We start from the raw sequence: 23039 nt of genomic DNA on the forward strand, positions 1-23039 counted from the left end.
CGCCAGGCAGGAGGACGACCGATGGCCCAGGACCAGCGCACGGGGACGCCGGGGCAGCACGCCACGCCCGAGGAGCGCGCGGCGCGCGGCCGGGCGGCCCGCCGCGCGGCACCCCGCTCCAGCCACGCCGAGTTCCGGCCGGGCCGGAACCGGCCCGACCCGCTGGGCATCCTGGAGGCCCAGTCGGCGAAGCGGGTGCAGGAGCTGGTGCCGATCCGCTACAGCCGGATGACCGAGTCGCCGTTCCGCTTCTACCGGGGCGCCGCCGCCATCATGGCCTCCGACCTGGCCGGCAGCCCGGACTCCGGCATCCGCGCCCAACTCTGCGGCGACGCCCACATGCTGAACTTCCGGCTGCTGGCCTCGCCGGAGCGGCAGCTGCTGTTCGACATCAACGACTTCGACGAGACCCTGCCCGGGCCCTGGGAGTGGGACGTCAAGCGGCTCTCGGCGAGCCTGGTGATCGCCGGCCGGGCGAACGGCTTCGACGGCCGGGAGCGCGCGGACATCGTGCGGTCCACGGTCCGTCAGTACCGCGAGTCGATGGCCCGGTTCGCGGAGATGCGGAACCTGGACGTCTGGTACGCCCGGATGGACTCGGAGATGCTGCAGACGCTGGCCGCCGAGCGGGCGCCCAAGCGCGGGCAGCGCGGCCTCGCCCAGGCGATGGCGAAGGCCCGGACGCGCGACAGCCTGCAGGTCTTCGACAAGCTCACCGAGATGGTCGACGGCCACCCCCGGATCGCCGCGGACGCGCCGCTGCTGATGCCGATCTCCGATCTGCTGCCCGCCGTCGAGCGGACGGCGCTGATGACGCTCTTCCACGGCCTCGTCGAACGTTACGGCCGCACCCTCCCCAGCGACCGGCGGCACCTGCTGACGGACTTCCGGCTGGTCGACGTGGCACGCAAGGTCGTCGGCGTCGGCAGTGTCGGCACCCGCTGCTGGATCTTCCTGCTGCTCGGCCGGGACGGGCGCGACCCGCTGTTCCTGCAGGCCAAGGAGGCCGACGCCTCGGTGCTGGCGGCGCACGTCGGCGCCAGCCGGTACCGCAACCAGGGCGAGCGGGTGGTGGCCGGCCAGCGGCTGATGCAGGCGGCCAGCGACATCTTCCTCGGCTGGGAGCGGGTGGACGGGATCGACGGCAAGCGCCGCGACTTCTACGTCCGCCAGCTGCGCGACTGGAAGGGCATCGCGGTCGCCGAGGCGATGGAGCCGCCCGGCATGCGGGCCTTCGGCGAGCTCTGCGGCTTCACCCTGGCCCGCGCGCACGCCCGCTCCGGGGACCGGATCGCGATCGCCGCCTACCTCGGCGGCAAGGACGTCTTCGACCGGGCGCTGGTGCAGTTCGCCGAGGCGTACGCCGACCAGAACGAGCGGGACCACGAGGCACTGGTGGCGGCCGTCCGAGCCGGCCGGCTGCCGGCGGCGGACCCGGTCGCCAAGGCCGACTGAGCCGACCGTGTCACGGCCCGTGCCCGCAACCGGGCGTGGGCCGTGCGGATGACCGTGCCGGATGCGCGGCGCCGACCGGCGGCAGCAGCCGTGGCCGGGCGGCCTCCGCGTGGTATCACGTGACCGGGGACCCCGGGTCCGGCCGACCGCCGGGCCCAGATGCCGAGGAGACGATGCGTATGCCGGGCGAACCGGTCGCCGGGCCCGCCACGGCCCCGCAGGACCCCATGGCGATCGTCCGCAGCCGCGGCTACATCTCGGTGCTGGTGCTCTCGGCCCTGCTGGGCGTGCCGATCTCGGCCATGGCGTTCGGCTTCCTCGCCCTGGTCTCCGAACTGCAGTCGCTGCTCTTCGACGACCTGCCGAAGGGCCTCGGCTTCGACGGGACACCCGACTGGTGGGCGATCCCGCTGCTCGCGGTGTCCGGCGTGCTGGTCGCCCTGACGATCCGGTACCTGCCGGGCGGCGGCGGCCACAAGCCCGCCGAAGGACTGAAGACCGGCGGCGCACCCACGGTCGCGTCGGTTCCGGGTGTCGCCCTCGCCGCGATCGCCACGCTCAGCCTGGGTGCCGTACTCGGCCCGGAGGCGCCGCTGATCGCGCTCGGCGGCGGGCTCGCGGCCGGTGCGATCAAACTGCTGAAACGCGATGCGCCGCCCAGCACCGTCAACGTGGTCGCCGCCGCCGGCAGCTTCGCGGCCATCAGCGAACTGCTGGGCTCACCGCTGGTCGGCGCCTTCCTGCTGATGGAGGCGTCCGGGGTGGGCGGGCTGATGATGGGCGTGGTGCTGGTGCCCGGCCTGCTGGCGGCGGGCATCGGCTCACTGATCTTCACCGGCCTCGGCACCTGGACGGGCCTCGGCACCTACTCGCTGACCCTGCACCAGGTGCCTCCCACCGACCGGCCCACCCTCGCCGAGTTCGGCTGGGCGATCGTGGCCGGCGTGGCCGCGGCCCTGCTCGGCGAGGCGATCCACCGGTCCTCGCTCGGCCTGCAGCGGCACGTGGAACGGCACCGGCTGCCGCTCACCGTGCTGATGGGCGTCACCGTGGGCGTGTTCGCCCTGATCTACGCGGTGATCACCGACAAGCCGGCCACCGGGGTGCTCTTCTCCGGGCAGGACGCCCTCGGCCCGCTGCTGGCCGACAGCGCCGACTACACCGTCGGCGCCCTGGTGGTGCTGGTGCTCTGCAAGTCGCTCGCCTACTGCGCCTCGCTGAGCGCCTTCCGCGGCGGCCCGGTCTTCCCGGCCCTCTTCGTGGGTGCGGCCGGCGGGCTCGCCCTCTCCCACCTGCCCGGCCTGGACACCACCGCCGGATTCGCGATGGGGCTGGGAGCCATGTCGGTGGCCATGCTGAAGCTGCCGATGACCTCGGTGCTGCTGGCCAGCCTGCTGCTCGGCGGCGAGGGCCTGACCGTCATGCCACTGGTGATCGTCGCCGTGGTCGTCTCGTACGTCTGCTCACTGCGGCTGGCCAAACGGCCCGCCGCGCCAACGGCGGGTCACCCGTAGGGCGCGGGGAACTGCGCAGTTCCCCGCGCCCTGGTGGTGAACGCCTCGCGTCAGGCTGCGGCGCGCTCGGCGGCGGCGAGGCGGACGCAGACGGCCACGCCCTCCATGGCCGCGCGGACCTCGTCGACCGACGGGAAGGACGGGGCGAGCCGGATCTGGCTGTCCCGCGGGTCGCGGCCGCCGGGGAAGGCGGCGCCCGCCGGGGTCAGCGCGATGCCGGCCTCCTTGGCCAGCCGCACGACCTCGGACGCGCAGCCCTCCGGGACCTCCAGGCTGACGAAGTAGCCGCCGCTCGGACGCGTCCAGGTGGCGATGCCGCCGAGCTCGCGCTCCAGCACCTCGTACACCGCGGCGAAGCGCGGCTCGAGCAGCGCCCGGTGGCGCTCCATGTGGGCCTCGACCGCGGCCGCGTCCTTGAAGAAGCGGGCGTGGCGCAGCTGGTTCAGCTTGTCCGGGCCGATGGTCTGTGCGGCGGCGAGGCCCGCGTACCAGGCCATGTTGGCGGGCGAGGAGCCGAAGAAGGCCACGCCGGCGCCGGCCGCGGTGATCTTGGAGGTGGAGCCGAAGACGAAGGCGCGGTCCGGGTGGCCGGCGTCGGCGCAGGCGGCCAGGATCGGCAGGACCTCGGTGGGCTCGGCGGTGAGGTGGTGCACGGCGTACGCGTTGTCCCAGAACAGCCGGAAGTCGGGCGCGGCCGCGGGCATCGCGGCGAGGCGGCGCACCGTCTCGTCGCTGTAGCTCTCGCCGGTCGGGTTGCTGTACTTGGGCACGCACCACATGCCCTTGATCCGCGGGTCGGCGGCGACGAGCTCCTCGACGACGTCCATGTCGGGGCCCTCGCCGGTCAGCGGGACGGGCACCATGGTGATGCCGAAGCGGTCGCAGATCGTGAAGTGCCGGTCGTAGCCGGGCACCGGGCACAGGAAGCGGATCTCGTCCTCGTCCGCCCAGCGCTGCTTGGCGCCCGGCAGCACCGAGAGCATCGCGTGCGCGACCATGTCGTGCATCACGGTGAGGCTGGCGTTGCCGCAGGCGAACAGCTGCTCGGCCGGGACCTGCAGCAGCTCGGCGAAGACCGCGCGGAGCTCGGTCAGGCCCTGCAGGCCGCCGTAGTTTCGGCAGTCGGTGCCGTCCGCCGCCTTGACGTCGCCCGGCTGCAGGATCGTCAGGAGCTCGTCCGAGAGGTCCAGCTGCTCGGACGAGGGCTTGCCCCGGGTGAGGTCGAGCTTGAGGCCGCTGGCGCGGAGCTCCTCGTAGGCGGCACGGGCGGCGGCGAGATCCGCCGCCTGCTCCGGCCCGACCGACGGTGACGTGGACGGCTGTGACACGGGGTTCCCCTCCGGGGGTGGCTGCGGTTGGACCGGGGACTGCTGCGCCGCCCAATCTACCAACGCGCCCGGGGCCGCCGGCCGGGCGGAGGGGCCGTGACCAGCACGGCGGCCCGGGGTCTGCGTACTGGTGGAGCGTCAGGCGGTGACCCGCTTGGCGCCGATCAGCACCCGGTACCGCTCCCGGGCTGCGAATTCGGCGAGGCTCCAGACGGCCGGGCGGCCCACCTCCGCGCAGAGGTGGAGCACGGCGCCCTCACCGGCGCACACACCGACGTGCGCGCCGTACGGGTCGGGTCCGGCGTTGAAGAGCAGCAGGTCCAGCGGGGCCGGTTCGGCCACCCGGAGGGTGCTCCCGGTGTCCTCCCAGAGGTCGCTGGAGCGCAGCGCCGGTGCCCGCAGGCCGAAGTGGGCGAGCACGGCGTAGGCGTAGAGCTGGCAGTTGGCGCCGTGCTCCGGGCCGGGCCGCTCGGCGACCGCCCGGGACAGCGGGTGCCGTGCGCCGACGTACGGCACCGCGAGGAGAGCGGGCGGGAGCCGGGAGAGCAGGGTGTCGGGGCCGGTCGCCGGCCGCGCGTCGGGGGCGGTCACCGGCGGGCCCTCAGCCAGTCGCCGAAGGCCCGCAGGGCGGGCTCGGGGTCGCGGCGGCCGACGCCGATGCGGAAGCGGTCGGCGGGGGTGGGGGTGAGCTCGGAGCGGTAGATGCCGGCGGGGAGCAGCAGGACGCCGGCCTCCTCGACCAGCCGGGTGCAGAACTCCTCCACGCCGTCGGCGCCGAGGTAGCGGGGGAAGGCGACGCAGCCGCCGTCGGGGGCCTGCCACTCGAAGAGGTCGGCGTGCTCGGCGAAGAAGGCGTCGAAGAGCGGCAGGTTGGCCGCGATGAGGGCCCGGTTGCGGTCCAGGATCGTGGCGCGGGCCTTGAGCGCGATGCGGGCCAGGACCTCGCTGGGGGCGGAGTTGCAGATGGTGGTGTAGTGCTTGGCCCGCTCCAGGCGGGACAGCAGCGCGCGGTCGCGGCAGGTGATCCAGCCGATCCGCAGGCCGGGCAGGCCGAGGGCCTTGGAGGTGACGTTGAGCGAGAGGGCGCCCGGGGAGAGGTCGGCGGCCTGCGGCAGGGCGCGCGCGGGGTCGCGCTCGAGCCCGCGGTAGACCTCGTCGCTGAACAGGTGGATGCCGCGGTCCTCGCAGAGGGCGGCGAGCGCGGTGAAGTCGGCCCGGTCGATCACCTTGCCGGTGGGGTTGTTGGGGAAGTTGACGGACACCACGCGGGTGTTCGGGCGCAGGGCGGCGGTGACCGCGTCCAGGTCGAGGGCCCAGTCCTGCTTCTCGTCCAGGGCGACGCCGGTGACCTCGCACAGCGCCAGCGGGATGGTCTCCGCGGCCTGGTAGTTGGGGGTGACGACGACTGCGTGGTCGCCGCGGTCGAGGAGGACCTGCATGGCGATGTACAGGCCCTCCTCGGCGCCGGCGAAGCAGATCACGTCGTCGGCGCCGACCGTCTCGTACATGCCGGCGATCGCCTCGCGCAGGCCGGGGTCGCCGAAGGTCTCGGTGTAGCCGAGGGTGAGGTTCTGCCAGGCGTCGAGGTCCTCCGCATCGGCGAGGGCGAGCAGGTCGGCCATCGGCATGGTCTGCACGTCGGAGGCGGTGAGGTGGTGGCGGGCGGTGAACTCCCAGCGGGAGAAGTACGTCTCGAGGCGGAAGTCGGGCAGGCGGGTCATGGGGTGCTCCGTGGGGCTTTGAGGTCGGCGAGCAGCGCGTACACGGTGGAGCGCGAGGCCTTGAGGGCGGTGGCGACGACGGGGACGGCGCGGCGGACGGCGAAGACGCCGGCCCGGTCGAGTTCGGCGAGCACGGCGAGCCGTTCGGCGCGGTTCAGGCGCTCCACGGGGCGGCCGCGGTCGCGGACGAAGGCGCCGACGATCTCCTGGACGCGTTCCGTCCAGTCCTGTTCGAACAGCGGCTCGGGCCGCTCGGCGGTCGGCGCGGCGAAGCGGCTCAGCACGGCGGCCGCCTGGTCCAGCGGGGTGCGGTCGAGGTTGACGCAGAGCACGGCGGACGGCGTGCCGTCCTCGCCGCGCAGCACGGCGCTGACCGAGGAGAGCCGCCGGCCGTCGGCGAGCAGCTTCTCGTAGGGGCCGTAGACGTCGTGGGCCGCCGGCTCCAGCCGGTCGAGCTCGCCCAGCAGCGAGGGGTCGCCGGGGGCGCGGCCGGCATGCGGGTTCCAGATGGCGAGCACCCGGTCGCGGCGGGCGTCGTGCAGCACCACCTCGGCGTACGGGCCGAGCAGCAGGGCCACCGCCTGGCAGACCGGGCCCCACAGCCGGACCCGGGGGTCGGTCGGTTCCGTCTCCATATCTGGACTATACGTCCGATCTGGACGGAACATCCAGGCGGTGCGCCCTACGGGCCCGGGCGGCAGGTCACGGCGAGGACGGCCATGTCGTCGTCGCGGGGGCCGCCCGTCCAGCGTTCGACGTCGGCCACCAGGGCGTCGATCACCTGCTGCGGCCGTTCGAAGGGGCCCAGCGGGGCCAGCCGGACCGCCGGGTCGTAGAACTCCCCCGCCCGGTCCCGCGCCTCGGTGACTCCGTCGGTGACCAGCAGCAGGGTGTCCCCCGCCGCGAACGGCCACTCCTCCGCCGCCGCGATCGGCACCCCGAGACCGCCCATCCCCAGCGGCAGGCCCGGCTCGCGGGCCTCCAGCACCGTGACGGCACGGCCGCCCGCGGCCAGCAGGTACGGGCCGGGGTGCCCGCAGTTCAGCAGCCGCAGCAGGCGCCCCGCCGGATCGAACTCGCCGAGCAGCGCGGTGACGAAGCCCTCCGCCCGCACCTCCTCCTCCCCGAGGGCGCTCTCCCGCGCCATCGCCCGCTCCAGCCCGGCGGCCAGGGCCGGCAGGTCGGGCTCGCGGTCGGCGTTCTCCCGGAACGCCCCCAGCAGCGCCGACACCGCCGCGACCGCCCGCAGGCCCTTGCCCCGGACGTCCGCGATCAGCACCCGCACACCGAACGGGGTCTCCTGGACGGCGTACGCGTCGCCGCCGATCAGCGCCTCGGTCTGTGCGGCGCGGTAGCACGCGGCCACCGCCAGCGGGCCCACCCGGGCGGGCGGCGCGGGCAGCACCGCCTGCTGGGCGGCCTCCGCCACCGAGCGCACCACCGCCAGCCGGCGGCCGTGCCGGGCGATCACCCGGTTGACCCAGAGTCCGATCAGCGCCGCGAAGACCGTGTTCAGCAGCTCCAGCCAGCCCGCCGTGGTGCCGATCGTGCCGTCCCGCGCGGTCAGCACGATCACGCCCACCGAGATGGCGACGCCGACCGCCACGGTGTCCCGCAGCGACAGCAGCGCGCCCGCCAGCACCAAGGCCGCCGCCATCATCGGGTCGCCCCAGTAGTCGGCGGTCGCCAGCGAGTCCCAGACCAGCCCGCCGACGACCAGCACCCACGGCGCCAGCCGCACGTAGCGCGGCCACTGCTCGGACAACCTCGCCACGGGCGAACCACGACTCCCATCCGGAGGGCAGGGACTGTCGACGATAACCGCCGCCGGCCCGCCCGACGGGGCAGGACACCCGCAGTGGCCCGCCCGGCCGCCGCTGCCGTCCGGTCGGCTCAGCGGACGCGCCCCGCGGTGCCGACGGCCGGTCAGAACGCCGCGACGGCAGCCGATCGGCGGGTTCCGGCAGCCGGGGAGCGCTTTCGTAGGATGACCGGGTGAGCCCCTGGCAGCCATTCCTCGAGGACGAGTCCCTGCGCCCCGCGCCCGGACTGGTGGCCGGCCTCAGCGCCGACCTGCGCTCCCCGGACCCGGTGGTCCGCGACGAACAGGCCTACGTGCTGCTGCACCGCTGGATACCCCGGCTCCCGCCCGAACTGCGGCAGTCGCTCGGCGACGAGATGGCCGAACGCTTCTCCGACCCCGAGATCCAGGCCCGCACCTTCGCGCCGCTGATCCTCGCCCGGCTCGTCCGGCTGGGCGACCACGACCCGGCCTGGCTGCGGGCCTTCGACCGCTGGTACCGCGAGGAGCGGGACCTCCGCGGGCACGACGCCGGGCTCGGCTGGCTGCACGCCGTCGCACACGGCGCGGACCTGCTCGGGGCGTTCGGCCGCAGCCCGCACACCGACCCGGCCGAGCTGCTGGACCTCGCCTGCGCCCGGCTCCTCACCCCCACCGACCACGTCTTCGACGCCATGGAGGACGACCGGCTCGGTTGTGCCGTCGCCCTCACCCTCACCCGCCCCGAGCTGACCGAGCAGCAGTCGCTGCGCTGGCTGGAGCCGATCGCCGCCGACTTCCGCGCCGCCTCCCCGGGGCCGGTGCCCGCCTACGCCTCCAACACCATGCGGACGCTGCGCGTGCTCTACCTGCTGGCCGACCGCGGCGTCCGCCCGACCCCGGACGCGGCCGGGCCGGAGCCCCTCACCCACGCCCGCGCCGTCCGCGAGGCGGTCGCCGAGACCCTCGCCATCACCGGCCCCTACGCCGGCTGACCCGGCCGGCCGCAGCGGGCCGGCCGGGCCGCGCCGGTCACTGCTGGAGGGCGAAGGGGCCCGATGTCGAACGGCGTCGACAGGATCGGCAGGCGGCCGACCCTCTCCCCGGGCAGCGGGGTCAGGAAGGTCGGCAACCCGTTCGGGAACAGGCCGCCCGTCGGCGAGGCCCCCGGAGGTGACCGCCTCCACCGACGCCCGGGCCGCCGGCACCGCCGCCCGTGCCGGTGGTGCCGGTGGTGCCGGTCCGGGTCGTGTCGTGCCGGAGCCACTCCCGGTCCTGGCCCCACGAGACGCCGAGGCCCAGCAGAACGCTGCCGACGATCACCGACAGCGCCACCGTCCTGAGCACCGCGACCAGGCGGCCGGTCTCCTCGGGGAGTTCCTTGCGGACCCGACCCATGACGACCTCCGGCCCATCCCCGCCGCCCGCAGGCTTCGCGGAGATCCGGCACGCCGGTGTCGCGTCGGTGAGCCCCAGCGCTGCCAGACGGAACGTCAGCCAGGCCGTCCGGTCCGGGCGGAGCACCGCCTCCTCGATCCACGCCACCACCTCCTCGGGCGGTGTCCTGTCGGCCGGGACGCCGCCGGGTCACCCGGCCAGGTGCGGCCGGCCGCCCACCTCGCCAACGTGGAGGCACCGGTCGGCCAGGGCAAGGTGGCGGTGGTCCGCCACCTTGCCCTGGCCCTGGACGTCGGTCCGGCCGACCACCAGTCGCCGACCAGCGGCGGCCACGACCTCGACAACTACCTCCACCGCGTGGAAGGACCGGATCCGCGCAGCGTGCGCCGAGGCGGTGTCCGAGCCGCCGGCGCCCGGCCGCGCGCTGCAGCTGAGCATCGTCTTCCGGGTCTCCGGCGGGCGCAACCGGTCCACCCTGTGGAAGCCGGCCATCGACGCGCTCGGGCCGCTGCTCGGCGCCCACCACCCGACCCGGCTGTACCAGCCGCCCGACGACCGGATCGTCGAACTCGCCTACCGGTGGGGCGAGGCGGCCGCGCCGGAGGGCGGGAGGACCGTCAGGGCGTCTGCAGGGGGCGGTCGTTGAGCAGACGCTGGTAGAGGACGTGGTCGTGCCAGACGCCGTCCAGGAAGAGCAGGCCGCGGGCGGTGCCGATCAGTTCGAAGCCGCACTTGGCGAGCACCCGCTGGGAGGCGGTGTTGGCGGCGGCCGCGCCGGCCTCCAGGCGGTGCAGGCCGAGTTCGGTGTCGGCGGCGCGGCAGGCCAGCAAGGTGGCTGCGGAGGCGAGGCCGCGGCCGGCCTGGGCGGCGTCCACCCAGTAACCGAGGTTGGCGCTCTGGACGTGCAGCCGCACGATGTTGGACAGCGTGACGGCGCCGACGATCTCGTCCCCGCTCGCCAGGACCCAGGGGGCGAGCCGCCCCGCCTCCGCCTGCACCAGCCGGTCGTGCAGGCGGGCGCGCTGCCCGGCCACGGTGAAGAAGTCCTCGTCCCGCGGCGGGTCCCAGGGCCGCAGGTGCTCCCGGTTGCGGACCAGCGCACGGCACAGCGCCTCGGCGTCCTCCGGGACGGCGGGCCGCATCAGGACGTCGCCGGCGACCGGCGCGGAGAATGCGATCACCCGGACAGCGTAGCCCGGGCCTGCTCCGCGGCCGGGCCGCGCTGCGCCGGTGCACATCGGGGCTCGAATCCGCAGCAATTCACCCGAACCGGCTCGAAGACCCACGATTCCTGCCACGCTGTCCCGCGCCGGAATGGGAGCAGCCGGGGCGGCGCGGCCCCGGGTGAGGGAGGGGTCGGCCATGGCGGGGCGGAGAAGACGTGCGGTGGGGGCCGCGGTCGCGGCGGTGCTGCTGGCCGCGGGGTGCGGGGGCGGCGCCTCGTCCGGCTCCTCGGACTCCGCGGTGCTGTCGGCCGGGACGGCGTCCCCGGGGTCGGTATCGGCGTCGGCCTCGGCGTCGCCGGAGGACTCGGCAGGCGCTTCGCCGTCCGCCTCACCGGACGAGGAGTCCGCCACGCCCTCGTCCGAGGAGTCCGAGGAGCCCGAGGAGAGCAGCCCGGAGGCCGAGGAGGAGTCCGCCACGCCCGGGGCGGACGGCGGCGACGACGGCAGCACGAGTGCCGACACCGCGGAGGACGGGCCTTCGGGCACCTACGACGTGACGATCACGGGTGTGGCCGGCGGGCGCTCGTTCAACCGCGCGGGCACCCTCCGCATCCTCGGCACCATCAGCGAGTCCGGCACCACCGACGGTGTGAACCCGGTGGAGGTCTGCCTGGTCTCCGGCTCCCCCGCGGCCCGTCCGGAGGTCGGCGCGATCTGGTTCGGCAGCAACTCGGGCTGCAATCCGGGGGCCGGTGCCGCCCGCCTCGACCTGGCGTATGTCACGGCCTCCGGCTCGACCGTCACCGTGGAGCCCGACCAGCGGATCGCGGCGACCCTCGGCAACCACTACACGGTCTCCTCCGGCCTGGCCGCCTGCCCGTTCGCGCCGGTGTCGGGATCGATGCGGGTGACGGCCTCGGGCGGACGGCTGACCGGCCGGATCGACATCATGGGCTACGGCGGCGCCTTCTGCGGACAGACCCGCTACCAGGCCGACCTCACGGGCAGCGCCCGCTGACAGCGGCCACGGCTTTCGGCACGCGCGGGCGACCCCGGTCGTTCGGGGTGGCCCGCCGGCCCCGGGCGGTGCGGTGTGACGGCGCGTCCGGGGCCGGCGGGCTGGTGCTGACGGAGTGTCAGCCGATGTTGGCGCAGGCGTTGCCGAACGCCGGGTTGAGGATGGAGACGACGCCGATCGAGTTGCCGCACACGTTCACCGGGACGTGGACCGGCACCTGGATGACGTTGCCGGACAGCACGCCGGGCGAGCCAGTGGCGATCCCTTCGGCGCCGGCGCTCGCCGAGGCGGTGCCGGCGCCGAGGAGCAGGGTGCCGGCGGCAGCCGCGAGGGCGAGGGTGGTGCGGAGGGTGGTCATGGTGGACTCCTGTCCTGTCGAGCTGTTCTGACGAAGCGTCGGCCGCTCCGGTGAGGTGCAGCCTCCATCAGCTCTTCGGCAGGAATGCGCCCTCGGGTTGGCCCTTTGCGCTCACTCCACCCGATCGGCGCAACATCCGTCCGCCCTCCTGGGGGCACGCGGCCCGCGCGGGTACTCCGACCGGGTGGTTCGACCCCGATGCGAGGTTGCTCGGGACGGGTCCGGACCCGCACGGGGTGCAGGTAGGCTCCTTGACGGTACATCGGCGAGCGGGCGGCCCACGCACGCCCTGTCACGGGCGGGCACCGTCGCTTCGCAGAACCGTCAGGGGGAATCGTCGTGGGTCTGCTGCTCCTGCTCGTCTCGCTCGCAGGGTTCGCCTATGCCGTCGTCCTCGCCGTCAAAGGGCTCGTTCGGACGCTGGGGTCGGTTCGGCGCTCGGGCACGGTGCAGCTGCTGCGCGCCCTGGCCGTGGTTGCGGCGTCGGGCGCGGTGGTGGCGTACGCGTACGGGCTCGGCCAGGTGGGGCTCGATGCGATGGATGCCGACAGCGGCGGGGCGGACTCGGCGCCGCCGTGGCCGTGCCGCGGGGTGGGCATGGAGAAGGCGCGGGAGGTGGACGACTACCGGGTCGGATTCGTCCCGCTGCGGTTCATGTGCCACCGCCGGAGCGGCACCGTGTACACCACCTCCACGGTGTCCGCCTGGGTCAACCCGGCCGCGGCCGTGTTCGGGACGGCTGCGGCGGGGCTCGCCGTCGGGGCCCGGGCACTGGCCGAGCGGTCCGCCCGCCGCACGGCGGGCGACGCCGTCGCGGCCGAGAAGGTCTGACGGCCGGGGCGGGAGCCGCGGAGGAAGCGGCTCCCGCCGGGGCGGTCACCGGTCGAGCGAGACCTGGTCGACAGTCCAGAAGGCGCTGTTGGTGCCGGTGTAGCGGAAGCGCAGCTGGGCGGTTGCGGCGCCGGCGGGCACGGTCACCGGGATGCTCTCGAAGGTGTTGGCGTCGGCCCGGTAGGACTTGAGCAGCTGCGGGGTGCCGGAGTCGAAGTCGATGTAGACGTCGCCGGTCTGCGGGCCGTCCACCTTGTAGTCGGTGGCGAAGCGGAGGGTGGCCGTGGCGGCCCCGTCGAGCTGGTAGCGGGGGCTGATCAGGGTGGAGTCGAACCGGCCCGCGCCGTGCGCCCTGTCGTCCCACTCGTCGGAGTCGGCGACCGCGAAGACGTTGCGGGCGCGGACGTTGGTCTCGCGGGCCTGGCCGAGCTGCGCGGCCGTCCAGAACTCGTCGGTGGCGAAGGCCCATCCACGCCACTCGGTGACGCCGCCGGAGGGCATCGCGGAGTTGTCGATGCTCCAGCCGGCGGGCGGGGTGTGAGTCCAGCCCTTGACGGTGGCGGGGATGCCGGTCTCGTCGGTGCGGCCCTGCAGGGCGGGGCGCAGCCCGTCGAAGGCGTCGGGGACGATGTCGCCGATCGGCTTGCCGTCGAGCTTCCAGGCCGGGTCGACGGCAACGCCCTCGTGCTGGAGGACGGTCGGGGCGATGTCGACGGTCCTGACGTCCTGGCGGGTGGAGCCGGGGGCGTGTCCGGCGCCGGTGGCGATGACGAAGGTCCGCCGCTCGTCGGCGCTGTTGCCGCCGTGGCCGCCCGCGTCGGTGTGGCCGTGGTCGGTGGTGACGAGGATCAGCCAGTCCTCGGAGCCGTACGTGGGGCGGGACTTGACGGCGTTGACGACCTGGCCGACCAGGGAGTCGACGTTGTGGATCGCGGCCAGGTACTGGGCGCTGGCACCGCCGTGGCCGTGGCCGGCCTCGTCGACCTGGTCGAAGTGGAGGAAGGCGGTGTCGGGGTTGCCGTTGGCGAGGTAGTCGGCGGCGTCGGAGGCGGTCCTGGCGTCGTTCTCGCTCTCGGCGATCCGCAGGTCGGCGCGGCCCTTGAAGACGGTGTCGGCGATCGGGTTCCAGGAGGCGGCGACCAGGGTGGACGCGGCGGGGTCGGCGGTCTCCAGGCGGGTCGCGAGATCCGGGTACAGGTCGAAGTGCGAGCCGGCGAAGGTGTTGTCCTTGACGCCGTGCCTGTCGGGCCAGACGCCGGTGGCGACGGTGGACCAGCCGGGCCCGGAGAGGGTGGGCGCCAGCGGGTCGGCGTACAGGTTCGAGGTGGCGGTGAGGCCGCCCGCCATCAGGGCCTTGAGGTTGGGGGCGTCCGCGGCGAGCAGCTTGTCGTAGCGGGTGCCGTCGATGCCGATGACGAGGGTCTTGGCCTGCTTGGTGCCGTTCGGCAGGCCCTTGTACGGGCCGGTGGTGGCGGCGGTCGCCGCGGCAGTGGCGGTGACGCCGGCCAGGGGCAGCAGGCCGGCGGTGAGTGCCGCGGCGGCGAGAACGGACCGGAGGTGGCGGGGCGTGCGCACGTGGGCTCCCGGGGAGTCGGCGTGGGACAGGGCACGGAACTGGTGCGGCGCTCGGCACTCGGGCCGGCATCCGTACGGCAACGAGCGTGCGGGCCAGGGGCAAAGGCGCCCGCCCCTCCGAGGACACCGGCGCGTGAACAGCTCGGGAAGTTCAGTCCATACCCGTTACCGTTTCGTTATGCAGTGGGCGTCGCCCGACGGGGCGTCTTGTACGGTGGCGGCGTGAGCCACGGCACCCCGCAACCGCCGCTCGCGGCCGTCCGCTCCGGAGTCCCGGAGCACGGCCGCGTGCCCAAGTACTACCTGGTGAAGACCCGGTTGGAGTCGCTCCTCGACGAACTCGGCGCCGGCGGGGTGCTGCCCACGGAGGTCGACCTCGCCGGCCGGTACGGGGTGGCCCGGGCGACCGTCCGTCAGGCCCTGCGGGAACTGCTCCTGGAGGGCCGGCTGCGCCGCCGCGGACGCAACACCGTGGTCGCCGGCCGCAAGATCGAACAGCCGCTGTCGCTCGCCAGCTACACCGAAGGGGTGAGCCGGCACGGAATGCGGCCGGACCGCACGCTGATCGGGCTCGACCGCACCCCTGCCGACCCGGCGCTGGCCGCCCGGCTGGGGCTGCCGGCGGGCGAACCGGTCTGGCATCTGGAGCGCGTCCTGCGGGCCGACGAGGAGCGGGTCGGACTGGAGAGCACCTGGGTCGCCGCGGCCCGCGTCCCGCGGCTGGACCAGGACTTCGACCCCACCGGCTCCTTCTACCACTACCTGCGGGACCAGGGCCTGGACCTCGGCGGAGCCGAGGAACGGATCGAGACCGTCCTCGCCACCCCCCGGGAGGCGCTGCTGATCGGCACCCCGCCGGCGCTGCCGATGCTGCTGCTCCACCGCTGCAGCCGGGACACCGCGGGCACCCCGCTGGAGCAGGTGCGCACCCTCTACCGCGGCGACCGGTTCAGCTTCACCCTCGACCTGGCGGCGCCGACCACCGACTGACCGGCCGTCAGGCGCCGACGGCGGACGGCGGGACCGGGCGCAGCATGCACACCCGCGGCCACCGGTCGAGCCCGTGCGCCGCCTCCCGGCCGCGGACGGCCCGCAGGCCGGGGCCGAGGTGCTCCTCGGTGAGGACGGTGAAACCGCAGCGCGCGTAGTACGGCGCGTTCCACGGCACCTCGGCGAAGGTGGTGAGGGTGAGGGCGGGGACGCCCTCGGCGGCGGCCAGCGCCGCGAGGTGGTCCAGCAGCGCCCGTCCGACACCCCGGCGGGCACTGTCCGGGTGCACCGACACCTGCTCGACGTGCAGGTTGCCGTCCACCCGCTCGGCCACCAGGTACGCGAGCGGCGCATCGGTGCCGTCGACCGCGGCCCAGGCCAGACCGGCCGCCACGAATTCCGCCAACTCCTCGGTGGAGAAAGGCTCGTCGTCCGCGATCTCCGCCATCCCGACCTCGCGGAACGGCTGCCCGGCAGCCCGCTCGATGTCCTGGAGCAGCGGGAGGTCGTCGGTGCGGACGGCTCGAATACGCATGGGGCCATTGTGGGCGGTCCCGGCGGGCGAGTCGCGCGGTTTTCTTCTCCCCGAGGGGCCGGCCGCGGTCTGCGCCGAGTGGATGACTTGGCCGTGGCGCAGTGCGGCCCGTCGGGGCGGGGCGGGCAGTGTCGACGGGGGGCTGCCTCGGGAAGGGAGAGTGCTGTGGCTTCGGGCACCGGAGGGCGGGGCGGGGGCGCCACCAGTGAGGGGCTCGCGCTGGCGGGCATGCTGTTCGCCGTCTCGATGACCTTCATCGACCAGACCGTCGTGTCGATCGCGGCGCCGAGCATCATCCGCGAACTCGGCCTCTCCGCGGGCGGCATGCAGTGGGTGGTCAACGCCTACCTGCTGACGCTGGCGGCGTTCTTCGCGCTGGGCGGGCGGATCTCCGACATCGCCGGCCACAAGCGGATGATGCTGGTCGGCACGGCGGTGTTCGTGGCGGCCTCGGCGCTGTGCGGGGCCGTGCCGACGGGCGGTGCGGCGGAGCCGTGGCTGATCGGGTTCCGGGCCGTGCAGGGGGTGGGCGCGGCGCTGATGTTCCCGGCCGCGCTGGCGGTGGTGGTCGAGGTGTTCCCGGTGGAGCGGCGCGGCCGCGCCCTGGCGCTGTTCTTCGGCGTGGCGGGCGGGTTGACGGCCATCGGCCCGATCCTCGGCGGCTGGCTGACCAGTTGGACGTGGCGGGCGATCTTCTGGGTGAACGTGCCGGTGGCGGCGGTCGCCCTGGTGCTGACGCTGCGCGCCCGCATCCGCAACACGCCCCGTCCGGAGCCGGTCGACTGGCCCGGGGCCGTGCTGGTGGCGGTCGGCATGGGGCTGAGTGTGCTGGGCCTGCAGCAGGCCGCGCTGTGGGGCTGGGACAGCGCCGCGACCTGGCTGTGCATCGGCGGCGGGCTGGCCGTGCTGGTCCTGTTCGTCCTGGCCGAGCTGCGCAGCAGGGACCCGCTGATCACCATGCAGGTCTTCGCGGACCGCGCGTTCTCGGCCGACAACGCGGTGCTGTTCTTCGCCATGCCGGCCTTCGTCCCGGTGTTCTTCTTCGCCTCGCTGTACGCGCAGCTGGCGCTCGGGTACTCGGCCAACGAGGCGGGCCTGTACCTGCTGGTGTTCTTCGCCGGTTTCGGGCCCGCCTCGCAGATCGGCGGCCGCATCCTGGACCGGCGCGGCGCCCGGCCGGCCATGCTGCTGGGCACCGCGGTCGGCGCGGCCGGCTTCGCCCTGTGGGCGGCGAGGATCACCCATCTGTCGCTGGCGGCGCAGTGGCCGTGGATCGTGCTGGCCGGCGCCGGGATCGGGCTGCTGCTCACCCCTGCCTCGACGGACGCCGTCAACCGGGCGATCGGCCGCTCGTACGGGGAGGTCACCGGGATCACCCAGACGATCCGGAACTACGCGGCGAGTGCCGGCCTGGCGGTGTTCGGCACGGTGCTGCTGCACACCACGGCGAACCGGATCACCTCGACGCTGGAGGAGCGCGGTCTGCCGCAGGGGACCGCCCGTTCGACGGCGGAGCTGATCACCCGCAGCCTCACCGGGCCGGGCCCGGGGGCCTCCGGGGCGGGCAGCGGTGTCGACCCCGTCCTGCTGGACGCCATCCGGGCGGACTTCGCCGCGGCCTACCGGCCGGTGCTGTACGGCATGGCGGCGGCGCTGGCGGTGGCCTTCCTCTGCGCCCTGTGGCACCCCGGCACGCGGGTCACCGCGGAGAGCGAGGCGGCCCGGTCCCGTCCGGCGGCACCGCCGGCCGCCGGCCCGGAGGAGCGGAAGGCCGACCGGGAGGGCTGACCGCTGCCCCGGAGGGCGCGGCGTCCGCCGCGGGTGCGGCCACGGCGGCGAGGTCGTCGATGACGCCGCCGAGCCAGACCGCCAGGTCCACGGTGTGCAGGGCCGCCGGGTCGGCCGGCAGCCGGGTCGCCGTGGTCCGTTCGTCCGTCAGAACGGTGCGGGCCTCGGCCAGCAGCGGGTCGGCGGGGCCGGCCGGCCGCCCGGCGAGCAGGGCGGCACCCTGGCCGCGGAAAGCGGCGGCGGCGCGGTCGGCGTCCCGGGCGAGGGAGGCGGAGGTGTCCGGCCACGGGGCGAGGGATTCGGGGGCGATCCGGGCGAGGAGCTGTTCGGCGCCGCGGACGGTGTGCAGCCCGGCGAGCTGCGCCGCCTGCCAGTCGGGCCCGTCGGGCGGCGTGTCGTGGTGTTCGGAGCGGTACTGCGCGTAGGTGGCCTCGGTGAGGACGGCGGTGACGCGGGCCCGGCGGAGCGCGCCGCCGGAGGCGGGGGCTCCGGTGAGGACGGCGACGGTCTCGCGGATGGCGGCGGCGCTGTCGGCCAGCAGTTCGGCCGTCCGGCGGCGGAGCTCCCGGCCGCCGCCGCGGGGCCAGGCGCACAGGCCGGCGAGGGTGCCGACGGCGGCGCCGGTGGCCACGTCGAGCAGCCGGGTCTCGGCGAGCCGCCAGCCGGCCGGGGCCAGCTGGGCGAAGACCATGGCGATCACGACGGTGAAGGTGCCCTGGGCCCAGGCCAGGCCGAGGAGCGGTCCGACGGTGAAGGCGACGAGCATGGCGACCGGCAGGGTGACGGCGTAGAAGAGGTTCCGGTCGCCGACCAGGACGAGCATGGCGGCGGTGGCGGCGGCCCCGCACAGCGTGCCGGTGAGGGCGGGGCGCAGCGTCATCCGGATGTCGGCCGCGGTGGTGCGCATCAGGGTGAGGGTCGCGAGCAGCACCCAGAAACCGTGGGCGAGGTCGAGGCTGCCGGCGACCGTCCGGGCGGCGGCGAGGGCGGCGGCCGTCCGCAGGGCGTTCTGGAAGTAGACCGACCGGGGCGTGAGGTTGTACCGGAAGCGGCTCCACCAGAGCCGGGCGGCCGGGCGGCCCGCGTACCAGAACGGGCCGGGCCGTTCTGCGGGCGGCGTCCGGTCGGGCGGGACGGGCGCGTGCCGGGAGATCCGTACGGCCAGGGCGAGGAAGCGGGCGCCCTCGGCCGCCTCGAGGGCGATACTGCCGAGGGCGAGCCGGGCGGCCGCCCGGTCCTGCACCGGGTCGCGGCCGTCCGGGGCGGTGAAGGGGTGGACCGCGGCCGCCCGCTGCTCCTCGAAGGCGGCGACGGCCGCCTCGATCGGGGGCACGGCGGGTGCCGGCAGGCCCGGTCGGACGCCCGCCGCGGACTTCCGGACGGCGTCGGCCGTGGCGTGGAGGAGGGTGGCGGCCTCCGGGTCCGGGCCGGCGCGGTCGGCGAAGCGGCCGATCCGCAGCAGCTGGGTGCGGGTGTGGCGCAGGGCGGTGGCGGCCTGGGTCAGGGCGCGGTCGGTGGCCCCGGCCGAGGCCGGGCGCTCCAGCAGGGGGATCCGGGAGAGCCGCAGTTCGGCCATGGGCTCGGCGCTGGGGTCGGGGCCTGCGGCGGCCAGGCGGGCGGTGGGGCTCTCGCAGCGTGCCGCGGTGCGGTCGGCGAGGGCGGCCACGGCGGCGCCCGCGCGGGCGAGCCGGTCCCGGTAGTCCACCGGCGGCGGCGCCGGCCAGAGCAGCAGTTCGGCGACGGCCGGCAGGACGATGCCGAGGGTGACGCCGGCCAGCCGCTGCGGCAGGTCGTCCGGTGCGTAGGGCGGGAAGCACGGGAGGATGTAGAAGAGCTGCAGCCCGTTGGCGAGCCCGACCAGCCGGGGGCCGCCGACGGTGGCGAAGGCCACCGCGAAGCCGACGGCGAGCATGCCGAGCGCCGCCGCCCAGGTGCGCACGGCGAGCAGGGTGCCCAGCGACACCAGCACCCAGGTGGCGGGCAGGACGAGCAGCAGGGTCCGGACCCGGGCGCGGGAGCCGCCGCCGATCCGGGAGAGGACGCCGATGGCGATCGCCCCGAACAGCGCATAGGTGCCCGCGACGGGCTGTCCGAGACCGTAGCGGCAGGAGTAGAAGCCGGCGCAGGCCGCCAGGCTGACCCGCACGGCGCGGTGCACCGTCTTGAGGCCCGGATCACGGGCGAGCAGCCGGTCCACGAGTACGCGCGTGCGGCTCATCATGCCCAGGCTAGGGGGTGTCCTCCGTGAGCGCTCGGGTGGTTGATCGAGGGGCACGTGGGGCACCTGATCGGGCACCGCCTCTGCGCGTACCGTTACCGTGCGCGATCGAACGGGGGCTGCGAGTTGCCGGCCCCGGGGGTCCGGTGGAGGTTGGTCCGCGGGCCGCCTCCTCCCGAGGCCGGCCGTCTCCGCGATCACGAAAGGGATCGACCCATGTCCGTTTCCCGGACCCTCCGCACGGCCGCCCTTGCGGCGCTTCTCGCCACCGGTTCGCTCATGGCCGCCGCTCCGCAGGCGTCCGCCGTCGGCGAGGGCAGCATCGCCGTCGTCGGCGGCGCCATTGCCGAGGACGGCCGCGTCCTCGACGTCACCGTCTCGGTCTCCTGCCCCGCCGGTGACGTCCGCGCCGTCCTGGTGCGGGCGATACAGGGCATCACCGGTTCGGTGGACGAGGCCGGCGCGCTGCCCATGGTCACCTGCACGGGCAGCCCGCAGGACGTGGTGGTCCGCCTCGCCGCGACGCCGTACGTGCCGGACGTCTCCTTCTGGGAGGCCGGTCCGGCGCTGGTCACCGCCTGGCTGTCGGGTGCGGCCACGGACAACGACCCGCTCGCGGAGATCGAGATCGGCTGATCCGCGACGACCGGCGGACCGCCGGCGAGGCCGCCCGGGCAGGGGCGCGAACCCCGACTCGGGCGGCCTCCAGCCGCGTGCCGCCGGACGGCACCCCGGTCACGGCCGGCAGTTCTCCGTGATCACGGACTCGAGGTCGAAGAGGGCGCGTTCGTCCTCCTCGATCTTCTGGCCCAGGCGCTGTACGGCCTGCCTGAGCGCCCAGATCTGCGCATGGTCGGGTTCGGGCTCGGCCTCCAGAGCCCGGATCTTCGCCTCGAACTCGGTGATGCTCTGCCGGGAGCGGTGGATCTCCTCCCGCTGGGTCTTCGCCAGGCGTTTCATCATGGCGCAGCCGCTCTCCGCCACGGTCGCTCACTCTCCCTGCCGGCCGGGGCCGCGTGCCGCGACCGCGCCCGTCCGGCGCGGTCGTCGCGATCAGTGTCGGGCAGCACCGGGCCGCCCGCACGGCGGGATGGCGGGCCGTCGGCTCACGACGTGACGGAGGCGGGGAGCACCTGGGAGACCTGGATGCTGCCGCCGCACGGCTGGAACGCGAACGGCACCTTCTTGTCGGGGTCGGCCAGCGGGTCCAGCGGCGCGCGGAAGGCGAAGCCGGCGGCCTTGGGGCAGGGGCCGTCGCCGACCGGCACGTTGCTCCACTTGAGGAAGAACGCGGCGGTGGCGCCGGGTGCCAGCAGCAGCGTGCTGCCGCCGCCGCCCAGGTTGCCGAAGCCCGCGGGGATCGCGCCGACCGTGACGGCCAGGGCCGGCTGCCCGGTCGGGGCGTACGGGGCGACGGAGGGGCGGCCCTGCAGGAAGCAGGGCGCGGTGGACGTGTTGGTGAGCACGAAGCGCTGCACCATGGTGCCGGCGGCGCCGTCCGAGGTGGACGGGGTCACGCTCAGCCAGGGGTTGACGCAGCGCTCGGCCTCGCCGCCACCGCCGGAGCCGCCGGTCGGGGTGGCGGTGGGCTTGGCCGAGGTCTTGGCAGCAGTGGCCGCGGCGGAGGCTGCGGCGGACGTCGGCGAGGCGGCCGCCGAGGCGGCGGTGCCCGCGGCGGACGCGGACTGTGCGGCGGCGGAGACGGCACTGGTGGCGGCGGTGTCCGCCGCTCCGTCGGCGCCGTCGCCGGTGCAGCCGGCCAGCGCCCACGGGGCGGCCAGGGCGAGGGCGGCGGCGAGAGCACGGCGTCGGATGTCCACGGCGGGGCCTTTCGGTTCGGGGAGTACGGTCGCCGGGGTGGCGCAGTACCGGGGGCACCGGCCGCCCGTCGGGCGCCGCCGGGGAGGACGGCACCGTGGCACGGCCGGTTGCCGCCACGGCGGACATCCCATACCCCGCCGCCGCCCCGATCCAGCACGGAACGATCACCGATTCCGCACGGAACCGCGCACGGACCGACCCCCCGGGCTGGCCCCGCCGACCGCCGGTCCATCAGATCGGGTGACACCGGCGGCAATTCGCCCCGACCGTCGCCTGCCCGGAGCCGTCGCACCGTTGACGAACCGTCCGTAGGCAAAGGGGTCGGTCAGATCCAGTCGCCCCAGCCGAAGGTCAGGAGGTAGCTGCGGCGCAGCAGTTTCGCGCCGCGAACGCCGCAGGCGGCCGTGATCGCCGCGACGACCAGGAAGAGCACCGCGAAGGCCGCCGGCACCGCGGCTCCCACCACCGGGCCCTTGACGTACCCGACGGCCACCGCGGCCAGGGCGACCAGGCCGAGGCCGATGTTGGCCCCGAAGAAGTCCGGCCGCACCGCCTCCCGGAGATCCCGGCGCGCCTCCTGCAGGTCGTGCGCGTACCGCTCGCGTGCCGCCTCCGGGTCGGCCGCCGGGCCCTCGGGCCACTCCTGCTGCACCAGCGCTGCCCCCTTCCTCAGGACCGGCACACCCTACCGACGGGCGGCCCACCGTCCCGGCCCCGGGTGGCGTGGTCTACGGTGGGCGGCCGGCCCGGGCGAGGAGGTGGAGGGCGCGTGGACGTACCGGCGAAGCTGCTGGTGGACCTGGTGCGTGAGCAGGTCGTTCCCCGCGGGTTCCGGTACCGGGCCCGTCGACGGGCCGTGCTGTTCGCGGCGGGCGGCGCCGTCGAGGTGCCGGGCCGGCTGGCGACCGTTTCCCGCCTGGAGCTGCTGGACGGCGCAGCGGTGGGCCGCCTGCGGGTGGAGCCGGGCGCTGCGACGGCGCGCTTCACCTTCGGGCGGTCGGGGCGCAGCGTGGACGTGCCGGTCGGCGGGCAGGTCGTGGTGGTGACGGCGGCCGAGCCCGACCGGGCGGCGGCACTGGTCGGCCGCCTGGTGACCCGCTATGAGAGCATGCCCGGCAGGCCGGTGTGGATCGAGACCACTGCCGACGACGCGGCCCTCCTCCACCGCGCGCTGGCCGGAGGCGGGCCCACCGGCTGACTCCCGGCCACCGGCCCGTACGGCTGCGCGGCCTCAGCCGACCGGTGCGGGGTGCGCGGCGGCCAGGGCCTGTCGGCGGATCGTCACCACCTGTTCCAGCCGCCCGACGGGGCCCGTCGAGTCGTGGACGACCGAGCTGGTGAGCCCGACGCCGTCTTCCGGCGGGTCGTCGAACGCGGTGTGGCCGACGGCGAGTTCAGCTGCGAGAACATCAACGTGGCGATGCAGTGCCTGCACGGGGTGCTGAACCAGTCAGCGGTCTGGCTCCGCCCGGGCCTCCACGTCGACGACCGCGGCGAGATGCGGGCGGCACTCGTCGCCTGCGCCCTGCGGCTCTTCGGCTGA

Annotated in this window: 26 protein-coding genes; 11 read left to right on the forward strand and 15 right to left on the reverse strand. The window is 75.1% G+C overall.

The genetic code is table 11. The annotated features are described in order from the left end of the window. Positions 1-21 precede the first annotated feature (21 nt). Both ACQ614_RS04385 and ACQ614_RS04390 read left to right on the forward strand, forming a co-directional pair. The gene (locus tag ACQ614_RS04385; protein ID WP_431676828.1) at positions 22-1455 is read left to right on the forward strand and encodes a DUF2252 domain-containing protein; all 1434 of its coding nucleotides are present in this window, start codon (positions 22-24) and stop codon (positions 1453-1455) included. Positions 1456-1634: 179 nt separating this feature from the next. Next, complete coding sequence (locus ACQ614_RS04390) at positions 1635-2969, forward strand: chloride channel protein (protein WP_431676829.1); 1335 nt, start codon at positions 1635-1637, stop codon at positions 2967-2969. 50 nt (positions 2970-3019) lie between these two features. Here the strand turns inward: ACQ614_RS04390 and ACQ614_RS04395 are convergent, their stop codons facing one another. The 5 genes from ACQ614_RS04395 to ACQ614_RS04415 all read right to left on the reverse strand — a co-directional run bounded on the left by ACQ614_RS04395 (position 3020) and on the right by ACQ614_RS04415 (position 7792). Then, a complete protein-coding gene (locus ACQ614_RS04395) occupies positions 3020-4297 on the reverse strand; it encodes an aminotransferase class I/II-fold pyridoxal phosphate-dependent enzyme (protein WP_431676830.1) in 1278 nt (425 codons plus the stop codon). A gap of 138 nt (positions 4298-4435) precedes the next feature. Beyond that, positions 4436-4888, reverse strand: coding sequence for a hydrolase (locus ACQ614_RS04400; RefSeq protein ID WP_431676831.1), 453 nt, complete (start codon positions 4886-4888; stop codon positions 4436-4438). Then, a complete protein-coding gene (locus ACQ614_RS04405; RefSeq protein ID WP_431676832.1) occupies positions 4885-6018 on the reverse strand; it encodes an aminotransferase class I/II-fold pyridoxal phosphate-dependent enzyme in 1134 nt (377 codons plus the stop codon). Before ACQ614_RS04405 ends, ACQ614_RS04400 begins: the two co-directional genes overlap by 4 nt. Then, positions 6015-6653, reverse strand: coding sequence for a helix-turn-helix transcriptional regulator (locus ACQ614_RS04410; RefSeq protein ID WP_431676833.1), 639 nt, complete (start codon positions 6651-6653; stop codon positions 6015-6017). Before ACQ614_RS04410 ends, ACQ614_RS04405 begins: the two co-directional genes overlap by 4 nt. A 47-nt stretch (positions 6654-6700) precedes the next feature. Further along, positions 6701-7792 carry a PP2C family protein-serine/threonine phosphatase gene (locus tag ACQ614_RS04415; RefSeq protein ID WP_431676834.1) on the reverse strand — a complete coding sequence of 364 codons (1092 nt, stop codon included), beginning with the start codon at positions 7790-7792 and terminating at the stop codon, positions 6701-6703. 221 nt (positions 7793-8013) lie between these two features. Here ACQ614_RS04415 and ACQ614_RS04420 point away from each other — a divergent pair, with 221 nt between their 5' ends. After that, a complete protein-coding gene (locus tag ACQ614_RS04420; protein ID WP_431676835.1) occupies positions 8014-8793 on the forward strand; it encodes a DUF2785 domain-containing protein in 780 nt (259 codons plus the stop codon). Between the two features lie 121 nt (positions 8794-8914). Here ACQ614_RS04420 and ACQ614_RS04425 read toward each other — a convergent pair whose 3' ends face one another. After that, positions 8915-9343, reverse strand: coding sequence for a hypothetical protein (locus ACQ614_RS04425; protein WP_431676836.1), 429 nt, complete (start codon positions 9341-9343; stop codon positions 8915-8917). 42 nt (positions 9344-9385) lie between these two features. After that, entirely contained in the window at positions 9386-9550 is a 165-nt protein-coding gene (locus ACQ614_RS04430) for a hypothetical protein (RefSeq protein WP_431676837.1), read from the reverse strand. A 40-nt stretch (positions 9551-9590) separates the two neighbouring features. Here ACQ614_RS04430 and ACQ614_RS04435 point away from each other — a divergent pair, with 40 nt between their 5' ends. Further along, the gene (locus tag ACQ614_RS04435; protein ID WP_431676838.1) at positions 9591-9842 is read left to right on the forward strand and encodes a hypothetical protein; all 252 of its coding nucleotides are present in this window, start codon (positions 9591-9593) and stop codon (positions 9840-9842) included. Here the strand turns inward: ACQ614_RS04435 and ACQ614_RS04440 are convergent. Next, positions 9814-10338, reverse strand: coding sequence for a GNAT family N-acetyltransferase (locus tag ACQ614_RS04440; protein ID WP_431683819.1), 525 nt, complete (start codon positions 10336-10338; stop codon positions 9814-9816). The genes ACQ614_RS04435 and ACQ614_RS04440 overlap by 29 nt on opposite strands. Positions 10339-10582: 244 nt before the next feature. On the opposite strand from ACQ614_RS04440, the gene ACQ614_RS04445 reads away from it, so the two are divergent. Then, positions 10583-11380, forward strand: a complete 798-nt coding sequence (locus ACQ614_RS04445) for a hypothetical protein (protein ID WP_431676839.1) — start codon at positions 10583-10585, stop codon at positions 11378-11380. Between the two features lie 118 nt (positions 11381-11498). Here the strand turns inward: ACQ614_RS04445 and ACQ614_RS04450 are convergent, their stop codons facing one another. Then, a complete protein-coding gene (locus ACQ614_RS04450) occupies positions 11499-11738 on the reverse strand; it encodes a chaplin (protein WP_431676840.1) in 240 nt (79 codons plus the stop codon). A gap of 339 nt (positions 11739-12077) precedes the next feature. On the opposite strand from ACQ614_RS04450, the gene ACQ614_RS04455 reads away from it, so the two are divergent. Next, a complete protein-coding gene (locus ACQ614_RS04455; protein WP_431676841.1) occupies positions 12078-12569 on the forward strand; it encodes a hypothetical protein in 492 nt (163 codons plus the stop codon). A gap of 45 nt (positions 12570-12614) precedes the next feature. On the opposite strand, the gene ACQ614_RS04460 is transcribed toward ACQ614_RS04455, so the two are convergent. Next, complete coding sequence (locus tag ACQ614_RS04460) at positions 12615-14144, reverse strand: alkaline phosphatase family protein (RefSeq protein WP_431676842.1); 1530 nt, start codon at positions 14142-14144, stop codon at positions 12615-12617. A gap of 222 nt (positions 14145-14366) precedes the next feature. Between ACQ614_RS04460 and ACQ614_RS04465 the strand changes: the two genes are divergently transcribed. After that, on the forward strand, positions 14367-15134 hold the full coding sequence (locus tag ACQ614_RS04465; RefSeq protein ID WP_431676843.1) for a GntR family transcriptional regulator: 768 nt from the start codon (positions 14367-14369) through the stop codon (positions 15132-15134). A gap of 7 nt (positions 15135-15141) precedes the next feature. Here the strand turns inward: ACQ614_RS04465 and ACQ614_RS04470 are convergent, their stop codons facing one another. Continuing rightward, the gene (locus ACQ614_RS04470; protein ID WP_431676844.1) at positions 15142-15669 is read right to left on the reverse strand and encodes a GNAT family N-acetyltransferase; all 528 of its coding nucleotides are present in this window, start codon (positions 15667-15669) and stop codon (positions 15142-15144) included. 228 nt (positions 15670-15897) lie between these two features. Here ACQ614_RS04470 and ACQ614_RS04475 point away from each other — a divergent pair, with 228 nt between their 5' ends. Beyond that, the gene (locus tag ACQ614_RS04475) at positions 15898-17457 is read left to right on the forward strand and encodes an MFS transporter (protein ID WP_431683820.1); all 1560 of its coding nucleotides are present in this window, start codon (positions 15898-15900) and stop codon (positions 17455-17457) included. Here the strand turns inward: ACQ614_RS04475 and ACQ614_RS04480 are convergent. Then, complete coding sequence (locus ACQ614_RS04480; RefSeq protein ID WP_431676845.1) at positions 17369-19675, reverse strand: FUSC family protein; 2307 nt, start codon at positions 19673-19675, stop codon at positions 17369-17371. The genes ACQ614_RS04475 and ACQ614_RS04480 overlap by 89 nt on opposite strands. Before the next feature lie 216 nt (positions 19676-19891). Between ACQ614_RS04480 and ACQ614_RS04485 the strand changes: the two genes are divergently transcribed. After that, a complete protein-coding gene (locus ACQ614_RS04485) occupies positions 19892-20311 on the forward strand; it encodes a hypothetical protein (RefSeq protein ID WP_431676846.1) in 420 nt (139 codons plus the stop codon). A 99-nt stretch (positions 20312-20410) separates the two neighbouring features. Here the strand turns inward: ACQ614_RS04485 and ACQ614_RS04490 are convergent, their stop codons facing one another. The 3 genes from ACQ614_RS04490 to ACQ614_RS04500 all read right to left on the reverse strand — a co-directional run bounded on the left by ACQ614_RS04490 (position 20411) and on the right by ACQ614_RS04500 (position 22148). Beyond that, positions 20411-20659, reverse strand: a complete 249-nt coding sequence (locus ACQ614_RS04490) for a hypothetical protein (RefSeq protein WP_431676847.1) — start codon at positions 20657-20659, stop codon at positions 20411-20413. Positions 20660-20781: 122 nt separating this feature from the next. Then, entirely contained in the window at positions 20782-21495 is a 714-nt protein-coding gene (locus ACQ614_RS04495) for a DUF4232 domain-containing protein (RefSeq protein WP_431676848.1), read from the reverse strand. Between the two features lie 326 nt (positions 21496-21821). Further along, positions 21822-22148, reverse strand: coding sequence for a hypothetical protein (locus ACQ614_RS04500; protein WP_431676849.1), 327 nt, complete (start codon positions 22146-22148; stop codon positions 21822-21824). Between the two features lie 117 nt (positions 22149-22265). On the opposite strand from ACQ614_RS04500, the gene ACQ614_RS04505 reads away from it, so the two are divergent. Together ACQ614_RS04505 and ACQ614_RS04510 are read left to right on the forward strand one after the other, a co-directional pair. After that, positions 22266-22694 carry a hypothetical protein gene (locus ACQ614_RS04505; protein ID WP_431676850.1) on the forward strand — a complete coding sequence of 143 codons (429 nt, stop codon included), beginning with the start codon at positions 22266-22268 and terminating at the stop codon, positions 22692-22694. 123 nt (positions 22695-22817) lie between these two features. Then, positions 22818-23039, forward strand: coding sequence for a hypothetical protein (locus ACQ614_RS04510; protein ID WP_431676851.1), 222 nt, complete (start codon positions 22818-22820; stop codon positions 23037-23039).

It is taken from the genome of Kitasatospora dryopteridis (genome assembly GCF_050749075.1).
GTDB lineage: Bacteria > Actinomycetota > Actinomycetes > Streptomycetales > Streptomycetaceae > Kitasatospora.

Bases quoted from the DNA above. Each gene is read 5' to 3' on its own strand.
- ACQ614_RS04405 (WP_431676832.1), bottom strand. From the start codon at position 6,018: ATGACCCGCCTGCCCGACTTCCGCCTCGAGACGTACTTCTCCCGCTGG.
- ACQ614_RS04440 (WP_431683819.1), bottom strand. From the start codon at position 10,338: ATGCGGCCCGCCGTCCCGGAGGACGCCGAGGCGCTGTGCCGTGCGCTG.
- ACQ614_RS04485 (WP_431676846.1), top strand. From the start codon at position 19,892: ATGTCCGTTTCCCGGACCCTCCGCACGGCCGCCCTTGCGGCGCTTCTC.
- ACQ614_RS04475 (WP_431683820.1), top strand. From the start codon at position 15,898: ATGCTGTTCGCCGTCTCGATGACCTTCATCGACCAGACCGTCGTGTCG.
- ACQ614_RS04470 (WP_431676844.1), bottom strand. From the start codon at position 15,669: ATGCGTATTCGAGCCGTCCGCACCGACGACCTCCCGCTGCTCCAGGAC.
- ACQ614_RS04450 (WP_431676840.1), bottom strand. From the start codon at position 11,738: ATGACCACCCTCCGCACCACCCTCGCCCTCGCGGCTGCCGCCGGCACC.
- ACQ614_RS04480 (WP_431676845.1), bottom strand. From the start codon at position 19,675: ATGAGCCGCACGCGCGTACTCGTGGACCGGCTGCTCGCCCGTGATCCG.
- ACQ614_RS04390 (WP_431676829.1), top strand. From the start codon at position 1,635: ATGCCGGGCGAACCGGTCGCCGGGCCCGCCACGGCCCCGCAGGACCCC.
- ACQ614_RS04410 (WP_431676833.1), bottom strand. From the start codon at position 6,653: ATGGAGACGGAACCGACCGACCCCCGGGTCCGGCTGTGGGGCCCGGTC.
- ACQ614_RS04385 (WP_431676828.1), top strand. From the start codon at position 22: ATGGCCCAGGACCAGCGCACGGGGACGCCGGGGCAGCACGCCACGCCC.